The organism is Acidovorax sp. HMWF029 (assembly GCF_003060895.1).
Classification (GTDB): domain Bacteria; phylum Pseudomonadota; class Gammaproteobacteria; order Burkholderiales; family Burkholderiaceae_C; genus Acidovorax.
In genome coordinates this window covers 1-14,121 of the sequence record NZ_QAIH01000088.1, presented here as the reverse complement: position 1 = coordinate 14,121, position 14,121 = coordinate 1, and the positions used below count along the sequence as shown (strand labels likewise).

At 64.6% G+C, this 14,121-nt stretch carries 12 protein-coding genes; 5 read left to right on the top strand and 7 right to left on the bottom strand.

The window, feature by feature from the left end:
* The first annotated feature begins 15 nt into the window (after window positions 1–15).
* The 3 genes from DBR12_RS05525 to rsmA are packed head-to-tail and all read left to right on the top strand — an operon-like array spanning window position 16 to window position 4,636.
* Window positions 16–2,376: an LPS-assembly protein LptD gene (locus tag DBR12_RS05525; RefSeq protein WP_108616340.1), complete on the top strand. Its 2,361-nt coding sequence runs from the start codon at window positions 16–18 to the stop codon at window positions 2,374–2,376.
* A 4-nt stretch (window positions 2,377–2,380) separates the two neighbouring features.
* Entirely contained in the window at window positions 2,381–3,799 is a 1,419-nt protein-coding gene (locus tag DBR12_RS05520) for a peptidylprolyl isomerase (protein ID WP_108616339.1), read from the top strand.
* 57 nt (window positions 3,800–3,856) lie between these two features.
* Entirely contained in the window at window positions 3,857–4,636 is a 780-nt protein-coding gene (rsmA, locus tag DBR12_RS05515) for a 16S rRNA (adenine(1518)-N(6)/adenine(1519)-N(6))-dimethyltransferase RsmA (RefSeq protein WP_108616338.1), read from the top strand.
* A 256-nt stretch (window positions 4,637–4,892) separates the two neighbouring features.
* Here the strand turns inward: rsmA and DBR12_RS21950 are convergent, their stop codons facing one another.
* The 7 genes from DBR12_RS21950 to DBR12_RS05485 form a co-directional block, all read right to left on the bottom strand.
* Window positions 4,893–5,102 carry a hypothetical protein gene (locus DBR12_RS21950; RefSeq protein ID WP_094289781.1) on the bottom strand — a complete coding sequence of 70 codons (210 nt, stop codon included), beginning with the start codon at window positions 5,100–5,102 and terminating at the stop codon, window positions 4,893–4,895.
* Entirely contained in the window at window positions 5,081–5,506 is a 426-nt protein-coding gene (locus DBR12_RS05510) for a barstar family protein (protein ID WP_063461487.1), read from the bottom strand. Before DBR12_RS05510 ends, DBR12_RS21950 begins: the two co-directional genes overlap by 22 nt.
* Before the next feature lie 140 nt (window positions 5,507–5,646).
* Complete coding sequence (locus DBR12_RS05505; RefSeq protein ID WP_108616337.1) at window positions 5,647–6,057, bottom strand: ribonuclease domain-containing protein; 411 nt, start codon at window positions 6,055–6,057, stop codon at window positions 5,647–5,649.
* Between the two features lie 154 nt (window positions 6,058–6,211).
* Entirely contained in the window at window positions 6,212–8,557 is a 2,346-nt protein-coding gene (locus DBR12_RS05500; protein ID WP_108616336.1) for an NADP-dependent malic enzyme, read from the bottom strand.
* 250 nt (window positions 8,558–8,807) lie between these two features.
* Window positions 8,808–10,325, bottom strand: a complete 1,518-nt coding sequence (locus DBR12_RS05495) for a CoA-acylating methylmalonate-semialdehyde dehydrogenase (RefSeq protein WP_108616335.1) — start codon at window positions 10,323–10,325, stop codon at window positions 8,808–8,810.
* Window positions 10,326–10,395: 70 nt separating this feature from the next.
* Window positions 10,396–11,019, bottom strand: a complete 624-nt coding sequence (locus tag DBR12_RS05490) for a DJ-1/PfpI family protein (protein WP_108616334.1) — start codon at window positions 11,017–11,019, stop codon at window positions 10,396–10,398.
* Window positions 11,020–11,045: 26 nt separating this feature from the next.
* On the bottom strand, window positions 11,046–12,407 hold the full coding sequence (locus DBR12_RS05485; protein WP_108616342.1) for an aspartate aminotransferase family protein: 1,362 nt from the start codon (window positions 12,405–12,407) through the stop codon (window positions 11,046–11,048).
* Window positions 12,408–12,537: 130 nt separating this feature from the next.
* Here DBR12_RS05485 and DBR12_RS05480 point away from each other — a divergent pair, with 130 nt between their 5' ends.
* Both DBR12_RS05480 and DBR12_RS05475 read left to right on the top strand, forming a co-directional pair.
* On the top strand, window positions 12,538–13,500 hold the full coding sequence (locus tag DBR12_RS05480; protein ID WP_199226632.1) for a LysR family transcriptional regulator: 963 nt from the start codon (window positions 12,538–12,540) through the stop codon (window positions 13,498–13,500).
* Window positions 13,501–13,574: 74 nt separating this feature from the next.
* A complete protein-coding gene (locus DBR12_RS05475; RefSeq protein ID WP_063461580.1) occupies window positions 13,575–13,880 on the top strand; it encodes a flagellar basal body protein in 306 nt (101 codons plus the stop codon).
* Window positions 13,881–14,121: the final 241 nt, after the last annotated feature.

Below are 14,121 nucleotides of genomic sequence, written 5' to 3'. Positions count from 1 at the left end.
GCACAGGTTGCGCACTTGCGCGCCCCGGTGCCGCGCACACTGGCCTACGGCGTGGCGCTGGCCTGCTGCAGCTGGCCGCTGGCGGCCCTGGCCCAGGGTACAGCGCCCAGCGCCTGGGACGCCCCGCCTGCGCTGCGCACCTCGCCCTTGCTGCAAGAGAAGATACCGGACGCCGTGCGGCCTCAGCTGCCCGTGTTTGTGAAGGGCGATCACATCAGTGGCCAGACCGACCTGAACGCGCTCATTGAGGGCAATGCCGAGCTGCGCCGTGGCGACACCGTGATCCATGCCGATCGGCTGGACTACAACGTGCCAGAAGACTTGGCCAAGGCCAGCGGCAAGGTACGCATCAACCGTGCGGGCAATGTCTACGAGGGCACGGCGCTGGAGCTGCGGGTGGATGCGTTTGAGGGCTTCTTCAGCGAAGCGCGTTATAAGTTTCTGGCCACGCAGGCGCATGGCGACGCCACGCGCGTGGACTTCGTCGATCGCTACCGGGCCGTAGTGCACAACGCCACCTACACCACCTGTGAGCGTGGCAACGCAGAGAGCTGGGAGCCCGACTGGGTGCTGCGCGCGGGCACGCTGCGCCTGGACAACGAAGAGGAAGTGGGCACGGCCGAGGACGCTGTGCTGGAGTTCAAGGGCATCTCGGTGCTGCCCGTTCCGTACATCACCTTCCCGCTCTCGGACAAGCGCAAGTCGGGTCTGCTGCCGCCCACCATCGGTCTTGATAGCCGCGACGGTGTGGCCTATATCCAGCCCTATTACTGGAATATCGCCCCCAACCGCGATGCCACGCTGCGCGCAGCGCTCATGACCAAACGTGGCGCCAACCTGGGCGGCGAGTTCCGCTACCTGGAGCCCACGTACTCGGGCCAGATCAGCGCGGACGTGATGCCCGCCGACCGCCTGCGCGACCGCCTGCGCTGGAGCTTCTCGGGCCAGCACCAAGGCGCTTTTGACACCGGCATGGGTGGCCTGGGCCTGAACCTGAATATCAACCGCGTGAGCGACGACAACTACTGGCGCGACTTTGGCCGCGCCTCCGAGCCGCTGCGCCAGCGCCTGCTGCCCGGCGACGCCACGCTGTCCTGGGCCCGCAACGACATGAGCGCCCGCGTCCGTACCCTGAAGTGGCAGACGCTGCAGGACGTGAACTCGCCCATCGTGCCGCCCTATGACCGCATGCCGCAGCTGCAGTGGCGCTATGCCCCATCGCAGCTGGGCGGCGGTCTGGATGCCAGCGTGGAGCTCGATGCCACACGCTTTCAGGCCGCGCGTTCCCTCACAGGGCAGCCCAACGCTGACCGCAGCTACGCGATGGCGCAGATCAGCCGACCGTTCCTGTCGCCCGGTGGCTTCATCACGCCACGCCTGCAACTGCACGCCACCGCTTACCAATTCGACACCCCCTTGTCCAACGGCGACCGCTCGGCGAGCCGCACGTTGCCCACCTTCAGCCTGGACAGCGGTCTGGTGTTCGAGCGCGACGCCGCCTACTTTGGCCGCGCCTTTTTGCAGACGCTGGAGCCGCGAGCGTTCTACACCTACACGCCTTACCGCGACCAGAGCCGCCTGCCGGTGTATGACACGGCCGCCAACGACTTCAACTTTGCCACCATCTACACCGAGAACGCCTTCGGCGGCAACGACCGGCTGGCAGACAACAACCTGCTCACGCTGGGCGTGACCACGCGCCTGCTGGACCCGAACACCGGCGCCGAGGCGGCACGTTTTGGCATTGCCCAGCGCCTGCGTTTTTCAGACCAGAAGGTCACTCTGCCGGGCGTAGCCCCCGTGAGCGAGCGCCTGTCCGACCTGCTGCTGGGTGCGGGCATCACCTGGACGCCACAGTGGGGTTTTGACTCCACCGTGCAGTACAACCCCAAGACGGGCCGCTCCATCCGCTCGACCATCGGCGCGCGCTACAGCCCGGGCAACTACCGCACCGTGAGCGCGGCCTACCGCCTGCAGCGCGGCACCAGCGAGCAGATCGATATCGGCTGGCAATGGCCCCTGAACGACCTGTGGGGCGACAAGGGCAAGGACCTGGGCGCAGGCCGTGGCCAGGGCGGCGGGCGTTGGTACAGCGTGGGTCGCCTGAACTACAGTCTGCAAGATCGCAAGCTGGTGGACACTGTGGTGGGCTTTGAATACGACAGCTGCTGCTGGATCGGCCGCGTGGTGCTGGAGCGCCTGCAAAGCAGCGTGACCACGTCCAACACCCGCCTGCTGTTCCAGATCGAATTTGTGGGATTCTCCCGCCTCAGCCTGGGCTCCAGCCCGCTGGAAACCTTCAAGAACAACGTGCCGCGCTACCAAAACCTGCGCGAGCAGGTCTCCACGCCCAGCCGTTTCAGCAACTACGACTAACGCCATGAACCACCGAGTTTTTGCACTGGCCCTTGCCACCCTGGCCTCCATGAGCATGCAGGGCGCTGCGGCGCAGGGGCTGCGCCCGTCGGGGGCATCGCCGTCCGGAAAAAGCGGCCTGTCCGCGCCCTCGGCGCGCCCACCGGTAGCGCCGTCGATCACGCTGCCAGAGCCCGGCGCGGGCGCGGCGCCCCGCACGGCTGACTTCATCGTGGCGGTGGTCAACTCCGAGCCCGTGACCAACTACGAGGTGCGCTCGCGCCTTGTGCGTGCCGAGGCCCAGTTGGCCAAGCAGGGTGGCGCCATGCCCCCGCGCGACCTGCTCGCCCGTGAAGTGCTGGAACGCATCATTCTGGAGAAGGTGCAGATCCAGCAGGCACGCGAATCGGGCATCAAGGTGGACGATGTGGCAGTGGCGCAGGCAGAACAGGGCGTGGCCCGCCAGAACGACATGACCGTGGAGCAGCTGTATGCGCGCCTGGGCCGTGACGGCCTGAGCCGTGAGCGCTTTCGCGAAGAGCTGCGCAACCAGCTGCTGCAGCAACGCCTGCGCGAACGCGAGGTAGAGGCACGGGTGAAGGTGACCGACCTGGACGTGGACCAGTACTTGCGCGACGAGCAAAAAGGCACAGACCCCGCCGCGATGGAAATCAACCTGGGCCATGTTCTGGTGCTGGTGCCCGAGAACGCCAGCCCCGTGCAGGTGGCCGAACGCCAGGCGCGGGCCCAGCGCGCGGCCGACAAGGTGCGCGCTGGTGAGGACTTTGCTGCCGTGGCGCGCGAGTTTTCTGACGCCGCAGAAGGGCAGCGCGCGGGCGGCCTGCTGGGCCTGCGCCCGGCAGACCGGTACCCCGAGCTGTTTGTGAACTCCACGCTGGGCCTGCCCGTCGGCTCCATCGTGGGCCCTGTGCGGTCCCCGGCGGGTTTTCACGTGCTCAAGGTTGTGGAAAGGGTCACGGCAGGCATGCCCGCCACCGTGGTGCAGAACCACGCCCGCCACATTCTGCTGCGCACCGGTCCCCAGCTGTCCGAGACTGCCGCTGTCGCTCGCCTGGCCGACTACCGCCGCCGCGTGCTCGCTGGCCAGGCCGATTTTGCGGCGCTGGCGCGCGAGCATTCGCAAGACGGTAGCGCCAAGGACGGCGGAGATCTGGGCTGGGCCAGCCCGGGCCGGTATGTGCCCGAGTTCGAACAGGCCCTGGACACCCTCAAGCCCGGCGACATCAGCGAGCCGCTGGTCTCGCGTTTTGGCGTGCACCTGGTCCAGCTGCTGGAGCGCCGCGAGGCCAAGCTGAGCCAGCGTGAGCAGCGCGAGATGGCGCGCGGCGCCGTGCGCGAGAAGAAACTCGACGAAGCCTACGCCACCTGGGCGCAGGAACTGCGTGGCCGGGCGTACGTGGAATACCGCGACCCGCCGCAGTGAGTGCAGCACACGCTATCGCTCCCAGCACTCTCAGACACGACAACAGGTAAGGCCGCGTTGAAACATATCCCTCGCAAGCGCTTCGGGCAGCATTTTCTGTCCGACCACGGCATCATCGATGGCATCGTCTCGGCCATCGCCCCCCTGCCGGGCCAGCCCATGGTCGAAATAGGGCCGGGCCTGGCTGCTCTTACTCAGCCCCTGGTGGAGCGCCTGGGGCGCCTCACCGTCATCGAGCTGGACCGCGACCTGGCACTGCGCCTGCGTCTGCATGGGCAGCTTGACGTGATCGAGTCCGACGTTTTGAAGGTGGATTTCACGGCTCTGGCGCAGGCCCTGCGCGAGAAGACCGGCCAGCCCGGATTGCGGCTGCGCGTGGTGGGCAACCTGCCCTACAACATCTCCACGCCCATCCTGTTCCACCTGCTTGGGCATGTTCAGGCCATCGAAGACCAGCACTTCATGCTGCAAAAAGAGGTCATCGACCGCATGGTGGCCAACCCTGCCACCGGCGACTACGGCCGCCTGTCGGTGATGCTGCAGTGGCGCTATGCCATGGAGAACGTGCTTTTCGTGCCGCCTGAGAGCTTCGACCCACCCCCGCGCGTGGACAGCGCTGTGGTGCGCATGGTGCCCCATGCCGAGCCAGCACCGCTGTCGGTGCCCGTGCTGGAGGAATTGGTGCAGGTCGCCTTCAGCCAGCGCCGCAAGCTGCTGCGCCACACCCTGGGTCGCTGGCTGGAGGTGCGCCAGTTCGCTGGCCACTTTGACACCCAGCGCAGAGCCGAGGAAGTGCCCGTGGCTGAATATGTGGCGCTGGCGCAGGTTTGCTCTTAAATTGATAGCTGTTGGCGCTTGATGAGCGCGCGCAGGGCGCCATTGGGGCTGTAGATGCAATGGCGTATCGGGCGATGCTGCTCACTCTGCATGTGATGGCGTCGCGCTTGCAGCTTCGGCGCCTCATTTCGCCACTGTTGTGGCAACCAGCACGGCCCAGGCACTGACACCGCGCCAGGGCCGCCCCGCCGCCGCGCTGGTGTCGTCCTCCTTCCCGAATTGCGCAGCAATTCGAGAGAAGGAGGATGTACCGAATTCAAGCCGCCGAAAGCCAGTAGCCCGCGTTGAAAGGGCTGCTCATGCGCAGCGCCATGGGGGAGACATCCACGAGCTTGTCGGTCGGCATCTTCTCGGCGGATTCCGCGTGGATCTCTATACCCTTGACCTCCTGGGCGCCGGTAGCCTCATTCGCCCGTTCTGCTTGGCTGGTGGATGCAGAACGGGCTACAGAAAAGAATAGAAACACCGGAACGGAATCTTGCGATCGCCCCAGTAGTCCGCCGCATCGCGGAAGATGTCGAGCAGCTGCTCGCGTGCTTCCTTGTCGAACTTGGCCGTGGCGGGGATCTGCTCCAGCACCACGATGAACCCTGGCTGCGGGCCCGATTTGTGCAAGGGGTCCGTCATGCAGTCGTACAACGCGTCGAAGTTCTTGCCGAAATGCGACGGGAAGGTGAACTGGGCGGCAATCAGGTCCAACACATCCTGCTTGGACTGCGCGTGGGCCAGGTTGGCATACAAGAAATGATGACCCATGGAGGTGGCCGCATCCTGCAGGTCCTGTACGCGGAAGGCGCGAATGGACTGCACGATGTTGGTGCGCACGCCACGCAGTGGCGTTTCCAGGTCTTTACGAAGTGGCGTCTGCATCTCCGCTACTCTTTCTTTTTAAAGTCCACAAACTGCTGGCTCTCCGCAGGGCTGCGGAATGCAGCCTGCGGGTGGGGGATTCAAGGGGGCGCGCTGACCGCTGCCAGCGTATCTCTGGCCTGCGTGCAGCGCAACGGGTGTCACTCGACGATTTCGCGAAAACTGGCGTAGTGATCGCTGGTGTAGTAGCAGGCGTCCGGCGTCCGGGGTTGCTTGCCGCCACACACGATGCGCCGGGCTCCCCGGTTGCGCGATCCTGGTGTTCTGACGGTGTATTCACGGTAGTAGCCCCGCTTGTGGGCGGGCAACAGCCGCTCGCGGTTGCCGAAAACTGTTCCGTCCTTGTCATACGGAAAGGGCCCTCCTTCACGGATCAGCGCATAAGTATCTCGCCCTTGGGGCGGCAACTCTGCCAATGCGATGGGGGGGATGGCGCCGCCGGTAGACGAGGTATTTCGTGCATACCCCATTGCCGGGGACAACACGAACGCAACACCCAAAAGACACAAAAACCCTGCTCTGCGCGCCCGGGTGGCAACAGCCTTCAACATCAACGAACCTTTCAGAAACTACGGGTTAACCCGAAATTTCGAGCCGCTAGTGTCGCTCAACGGCCCCCAAAAAGCAAGCGTCTGCACAAAGATTGGGCAGACGCTGAAGGGTTGATCAAGTACCTTAAGTTAGCACTTGCTACCGCATTTGGGCTTATCTCGAAACGTTGGCATCGGCCACTGTCAAAGCTGTCATATTGACAATCCGGCGAACGGTGGCGCTGGGTGTCAGGATGTGGACGGGCTTGGCCGCACCCAGCAGCACGGGGCCGATCGCAATGCCGCCACCGGCTGCGGTCTTGAGCAGGTTGTAGGCAATGTTGGCGGAATCAATGTTGGGAAACACCAGCAGATTGGCGTCGCCCGTGAGTTCGCTGCTGGGCATCAGGGCCGTGCGGGCCTTGCCGTCCAGCGCCACATCGCCATGCATTTCACCATCCACTTCCAGCCAGGGCGCCTGCTGGCGCAGCAAGTCCAGCGTCTGGCGCATCTTTACGGCGCTCGGGTGATTGCTGGTGCCGAAGTTGGAGTGCGAAAGCAGCGCGGCCTTGGGCTTGATACCAAAACGCATCATTTCCTCGGCCGCAAGGGCGGTGATCTCTGCCAGCTCCTGGGGTGTGGGGTCGTAGTTGACGTGGGTATCCACCAGGAACACCTGGCGGCCGGGCAGCATCAGGCCGTTCATGCACGCGTACACCGGCACATCCTGCGCGGTGCTGTCGGCGCCGCCCGCGTGTTTGCCGATCACTTGGTCAATGTACAGCAGGTGGTTGGCGGTGGTGCCCCAGGTGCCGCAGATCAGGCCGTCCACCTCGCCCTTGTGCAGCATCATCGCGCCGATCAGTGTGAGGCGGCGGCGCATCTCGATCTTGGCGACCTGCTGGGTGATGCCCTTGCGCTCCGTCATGCGGTGGTACGTCTGCCAGAAGTCGTGGTAGCGGTGATCGAAGTCGGTGTTGACCACGTCGTAGTCCACGCCTTCCTTCAGGCGCAGGCCAAACTTTTCGATGCGCTGGGCGATGATGGCCGGGCGGCCTATCAGCGTCGGACGGGCCACTCGCTCGTCCACCACGATCTGCGCGGCGCGCAACACGCGCTCCTCTTCACCTTCGGCATAGGCCACACGCTTCTTCGCGGCATTGCGGGCCGCATCGAAGATAGGCTTCATCGTCGTGCCCGAGGCATACACAAAGGTCTGCAGCCGGTCGCGGTAGGCGTCCATGTCGGCAATCGGGCGCTGAGCCACACCGCTGTCCATGGCTGCCTGGGCCACTGCGGGCGCGATCTTCATCATCAGGCGCGGATCAAACGGCTTGGGGATGAGGTACTCGGGGCCAAACGTCAGCTTCTCGCCCACGTAGGCTGCGGCGACCACTTCGCTTTGCTCGGCCTGTGCCAGCTCGGCAATCGCGTGCACTGCGGCAATTTCCATCTCATCGGTGATGGTGGTGGCGCCGCAGTCGAGCGCACCCCGGAAGATGTAGGGGAAGCACAGGACGTTGTTGACCTGGTTCGGATAGTCCGACCGCCCCGTGGCCATGATGATGTCGCTGCGCACGCTATGCGCCAGCTCGGGCGTGATCTCGGGGTTGGGGTTGGCCAGCGCGAAGATCACCGGGCGCTCGGCCATGGTGGCCACCATCTCTGGCTTGAGCACATTGCCCGCCGACAGGCCCAGGAACACGTCCGCGCCCACCATCACCTCGGCCAGCTTGCGCGCGTCGGTTTTTTGCATGAACTGGCGCTTGTCGTCATCCATCAGCTCTTCGCGGCCTTCATAGACCACGCCAGCCAGGTCGGTGACGAACACGTTCTTGCGCTGTACGCCCACCTTGAGCAGCAGATTCAGGCAGGCCAGGGCGGCTGCGCCCGCACCGCTGGTCACGAGCTTCACGTCCTCGATCTTCTTGTTGGCAACCTTGAGCGCGTTCACGATGGCGGCGGCCACCGTGATGGCCGTGCCGTGCTGATCGTCGTGGAAGACCGGGATCTTCATGCGCTTGCGCAGCTCCCGCTCCACGTAAAAGCAATCCGGGGCCTTGATGTCTTCGAGGTTCACGGCGCCAAAGGTTGGCTCCAGCGCCGCGATCACTTCCACCAGCTTTGCGGGGTCCTTCTCGTCGATCTCGATGTCGAATACGTCCACGCCGGCGAACTTCTTGAACAGGACGGCCTTGCCTTCCATCACCGGCTTGGAGGCCAGGGCTCCGATGTCGCCCAGGCCCAGCACGGCGGTGCCATTGGAGATCACGGCCACCAGGTTGCCGCGCGAGGTGTAGCGGAAAGCATTGGCCGGGTCTTTGACGATCTCTTCGCAGGGGGCGGCCACACCGGGCGAGTACGCCAGCGCGAGATCGTGCTGGTTGATCATCTGCTTGGTGGCAGCAATCGCCAGCTTGCCGGGCTTGGGAAACTCGTGGTACTCAAGAGCGGCACGGCGCAACTGGGCGCGTTTGTCGGAGCTGCTGTTGTTGTTCTCGGCCGTGGTGTTCTCGGGCATTCAATGTCTCCAGCGCAGTCAATCAGTCAGGATGGGAGCAAAAAACCGTGCCGCAGGGGGCTGCAGCGGGCTGTCAGCTTTGTAAGGGTCAGCGATTGTAGGGGGCGGGCGGTAAAAACCCTAGTAAGCGAATCTGCTTATATGGGTGGATCACTGTTGACCGAATCTCACCCAATCAGTCGCACCAGCAAAAACGCCCTGCAACAGGGCTGCAGGGCGTTGTGTGGTTCAAGGAACTGAGGGGTCGAGCTCAGCGGCTACTCGGAAAGCTGAACACCGCCCCCTCGCGCACGCCCGCCGATGGCCAGCGTTGGGTGATGGTCTTGCGCTTCGTGTAAAAGCGCACGGCGTCCGGGCCGTAGGCGTGCAGGTCGCCGAACAGGCTGCGCTTCCAGCCACCAAACGAGTGGTAGGCCACCGGCACGGGCAGGGGCACGTTCACACCCACCATGCCGACCTGGATGTGGTCGGTGAAGTAGCGGGCCGCCTCGCCATCGCGGGTGAAGATGCAGGTGCCGTTGCCGTACTCGTGGTCGTTGATGAGCTGCATGGCTTCTTGCAGCGTCTTCACGCGCACCACGCCGAGCACGGGGCCGAAGATTTCTTCCTGGTAAATCTTCATGCCGGGCTTGACGTTGTCGAACAGGCAGGCGCCCAGGAAGTAGCCTTCCTCATGGCCCGCCACCTTCACGCTGCGGCCATCGACCACTAGCGTGGCGCCTTCTGCCACGCCACTGTCCACATAGGCCTTCACTTTCTCGAAGTGCGGCTTGGTCACCAGCGGGCCCATGTCGTTGCTGTTGTCGGTGCCGGGGCCGACCTTCATCTTGGCGATTTCGGTCTTGAGGCCCGCGATCACGGCGTCACCCACCTCGTCGCCCACGGCCACCAGCAGCGGAATGGCCATGCAGCGCTCGCCGCACGATCCATACGCTGCCCCCATGAGCGCGCTCACGGCGTTGTCCACATCTGCGTCGGGCATCAGCACGGCGTGGTTCTTGGCACCGCCCAGGGCTTGCACGCGCTTACCGTGTTTGCAGCCTTCAGCGTAGATGTATTCGGCAATGGGGGTGGAACCCACAAAGCTCACGGCCTTGACGCGCGGGTCTTGCAGCAGCGTGTCCACGGCGAGCTTGTCGCCGTTGACCACGTTGAGTACGCCGGGTGGCAGACCCGCTTCCAGCGCGAGCTGGGCGATGAACAGGGTGGACGAAGGGTCGCGCTCAGACGGCTTGAGCACGAAGGTGTTGCCGCAGGCCACGGCCATGGGCCACATCCACAGCGGCACCATGGCGGGGAAGTTGAAGGGGGTGATGCCTGCGGTGACACCCAGCGCCTGGAACTCGCTCCAGCTGTCGATGCTAGGACCCACGTTGCGGCTGTGCTCGCCCTTGAGCAGTTCGGGCGCGTAGCTGGCGTATTCCACGTTCTCGATGCCGCGCTGCAGCTCTCCATGCGCGTCGGCCAGCACCTTGCCGTGTTCGGCGGTGATCAGGGCGGCGATCTTGTCGGCGTTCTCTTCGAGCAGCACTTTGAGCTTGCTCATCACACGCGCGCGCTTCAAGGGCGGCGTGTTGCGCCAGGCCGGAAAGGCCGCCTCGGCTGAGGCAATGGCGGCTTCGACCGTGGCCTTGCTCGCAAGGGCCACGCTGGTGGTCGATTGGCCTGTGGCGGGGTTGAACACGGGCTGCGTGCGCTCGGTGTCTGCAACGAGCTTGCCGTCGATCAGGTGGCCGATGGTGGTGGTGACGTTCTTGTCGTGGTTCATGGTAATTTCAAGTAAAAAAATGCTGTCTGCGCGCGTCTGGTAAGCAGAAGTTGCTATAAAAATGTGAGTATCAAGCCCTCTGAGGTTCCAGCGAGGCCAATACATGGCCCAGCGCCCGGTCGATGAACGCCTGCTTCTCACCTACCGGGGCAAAGTAGTGCAGCACTTCGCGCGCGGCCTCCAGCCCCTTCAGGCGCGCAATCAGCCACGCCACCAGGTACTGCGACGCCAGGCACCCGCCCGCCGTGGCCACGTTGCCGTGGGCCGCAAAGGCGCGCGGCACCACGTCCACGCCCGACTCCACCACCCAGGGCTTGCTGGTCAGGTCCGTGCAGGCGGGCGTGCCGCTGAGCAGACCCAGGCGGCCCAGCAAGAAGGTGCCAGAGCACTGCGCCGCCAGCAACTGGCGGGCGGGGTTCAGCACCCTTAGCTGTTCCATCAGCGCGGGGGTGTTGGCCACCTCACGCGTCTTCATGCCGCTGCCCACCAGCACCGCGTCGGCCTCAGCCAGCTGGCTCAGGTCCTCGTGTGCATCGATGGTCAGCCCGTTCATGGACGTGACGCGCGGCGTGGGGCTGGCAATGCGCACCCGCCAGTCCGTGTCGCCCAGCAGCGCAATGCGATTGAGCATGCCGAACGCGACCAGCGAATCCAGGTCATTGAAGGCGTCGAACGTGAGGATGGCAATGCGCATTGGATCGATGGGCAGGCGGACTAGGCTCAGGCGGTTTCGTGCAGGGCGTCGCCCAGGGCGCTGATCAGGCGGTCGATTTCTGCCTGGGTGCTGATGAAGGGCGGTGCCAGCTGGATGGTGTCGCCACCGTAGCGCACGTAAAAGCCCTTCTTCCAGCAGTTCATGGCGATTTCATAGGGGCGCTTGGCAGGCTCGCCGGGCAGCGCCGCAATGGTGAAGCCGGCCGCCAGGCCAAAGTTGCGGATGTCGGCCACATGCTTGGCGCCCTTGAGGCTGTGCACAGCCTGCTCGAAGTACGGGGCCAGGGCTTTGACGCGGCCGATCATGTCTTCGTTTTGCAGTATGTCGAGCGCCGCAATGCCCGCCGCGCAGGCCACGGGGTGGGCCGAGTAGGTGTAGCCATGCGGGAACTCCAGCATGTACTCGGGGCCGCCTGCCGCCATGAAGGTGTCGTAGATCTCCTTGCTGGCCACCACACCCCCCAGCGGCTGCGCGCCGTTGGTGACCTGCTTGGCAAAGTTCAGGATGTCGGGCGTCACGCCAAAAGCCTCGGCACCCGTCCATGCGCCGCTGCGGCCAAAACCGCTGATCACCTCGTCAAAAATCAACAAGATGTTGTTTTGCGTGCAGATTTCGCGCAGGCGCTGCAGGTAGCCCACGGGCGGGATCACCACACCGGCCGAGCCCGAGAAGGGCTCGACGATCACGGCGGCGATGTTCGATGCGTCGTGCAGCGCAATCACTTCCAGCAAGCGGTCGGCCAGTTCCTTGCCCGTGGGCGGCATGCCCTTGTGGAACGAGCCTGCGGGCGGCTGGGTGTGGGGCAGGTGGTCGGCTTCCACGCCTTGGCCAAACAGCTTGCGATTGGCCACGATGCCGCCCACAGAGATGCCGCCAAAGTTCACGCCGTGGTAGCCCTTTTCGCGGCCGATGAGGCGCGTCTTGGTGCCCTGGCCCTTGGCACGCCAGTAGGCGCGGGCCATCTTCAGAGACGTGTCGGCCGACTCGGAGCCCGAACCGGTGAAGAACACATAGTCCAGCCCTGCAGGCGTCAGTTCCTTCACGCGGTTGGCCAGCTCGAACGACAGCGGGTGGCCAAACTGGAAAGCGGGTGCGTAGTCCAGCTTCATCGCCTGCTTGCCAATGGCTTCGGCGATCTCGCGGCGGCCATGGCCCAGGCCCGCGCACCACAGGCCCGAGAGGCCGTCAAAGATCTTGCGCCCTTCGGAGTCCGTGTAGTAGGCACCGCTGCCCTCCACGATCATGCGCGGGTTGGCCTTGAACTGGCGGTTGCCGGTGTAGGGCATCCAGTGCGCGTCCAGCCATTCGGCGTCCATGCGGGGGCCTTCGGCACCAGCGGCGGGTTTTTCGATGTTGACGAAGCTCATGGGGTTCTCCAGTGCAAAGGCGGCGACAAAAGGCAGGCAGCCCCCAGGGAGCGGGGGCAAAACGTGGGCCATTGTTGCGCCGCCTGTTAATCTCTCAAATAATCAAATATCAATGTTTACTTGGTGATTTATGCAAGTAAAAGCCCCCGCGCCAGTTCCTGCCACTCCGCCGCCCATCAAACACCGCGCCGTGCTGGGCCAGTTGAGCGACATGGACCTGCGCTTGTTGCAGGTGTTCAAGGCGGTGGTGGAGTGCGGCGGCATGTCGGCGGCCGAGCTGGAGCTGAACATCGGCACCAGCACCGTGAGCCGCCACATGAAAGACCTGGAAACCCGCCTGGGCCTCACCCTGTGCCGCCGGGGGCGCGCCGGTTTTGCCCTCACCGCCGAGGGCCAGCGCGTCTACGACGAAACCCTGCGCCTGCTGTCCGCCGTGGACAGCTTTCGCAGCAGCATCGACGACATCCACCGCCGCATGGGGGGGCGGCTGGAAGTGGCGGTGTTCGACAAGACCGCCAGCAACCCCGCTGCGCACATCGGCGATGCGATTGCGCTGTTTGCCAGCCAGGCGCCCGAGGTGAGCCTGCAGATGCACGTGGCCTCCATCCCGGCCATCGAGCGCGGGCTCATCGACGGCAGCTTCCATGTGGGCATCATCCCTGCGCACCGCACCTCGCAAAGCCTGGTCTACGCCGACCTGTTTGCCGAAACCATGCTGCTGTACTGCGGCGCACGCCACCCGCTGTTTGGCAGCGACCACGCAGCGCTCACCTGGGAATCATTGCGCGCCTACCAGTTTGCGGGCCTGGGCTACCACTCGCCCAATATGGAGCTGAGCCACAGCACACGCCTGCCGCGCAAGGCCACGGGGTTCGATCAGGAGTCGATCGCCACGCTGATCCTGTCGGGCCGCTACCTGGGTTTTCTGCCCGACCACTACGCCGAAGGCTTCGAGCGCCAGGGGCTCATGCAGGCGGTGTTGCCCGCGCAGTTTCACTACCGCTGCCAGTTTGTGAGCGTGCTGCGCAAGTCGCCGCAACCGCCGAGGGCGGCACAGGCGTTTGCGCAATGCCTGCTGCAGGCGCATGGTTGATCGCCCTGGCTTGCCTGCGCGGCGGCGCAGGCGGACAATGCCAGTTCTTTGGCGCTTCATTCCCGGGGAATACGATGGCAACCATTTCTTCGATTGGCAGTTCGGGCCTTCAGGCCGCCCAGTTGCGGCTGGATGCGTCGGCCAACAACGTGGCCAACATGAACACCCCTAACTACCGCCGCCAGGTGGTGGCGCAGGAAGAGGCCGCCGACAGCGCCGGCGTGCGCGCCACGGTGCAGCGCCAGCAAGAGGCCGAGGGTGTGGCACTCGAAAAAGAGGCGGTGGAGCAGATGTCGGCCACCTATGCCTTCAAGGCCAACCTGCAGACCATCAAGACGCAGGACGAGATGATGGGTTCGCTGCTGGATGTGAAGGCCTGATTCGCAGTAAACCTTCGTCCAGGTCCCCATGCAATGCCCCGCTGGTCGGGGCATTGTTGTTTCTGGTTCTGGCGTTGCGTTCGTGCGGGCGGTCAACCGGCCGATGCCAAACTGGCCAGCCGATGAACCAGCCAGCGCTGAAAGGCCAGCCCGGCGGCGGTGCGGCTGCGTAAAGGGATGCTGTACATGGTGCTCTCCTTCGTGTGGGTGATTCAAGCGGCCTGAACGGCGGCCGGGCTGG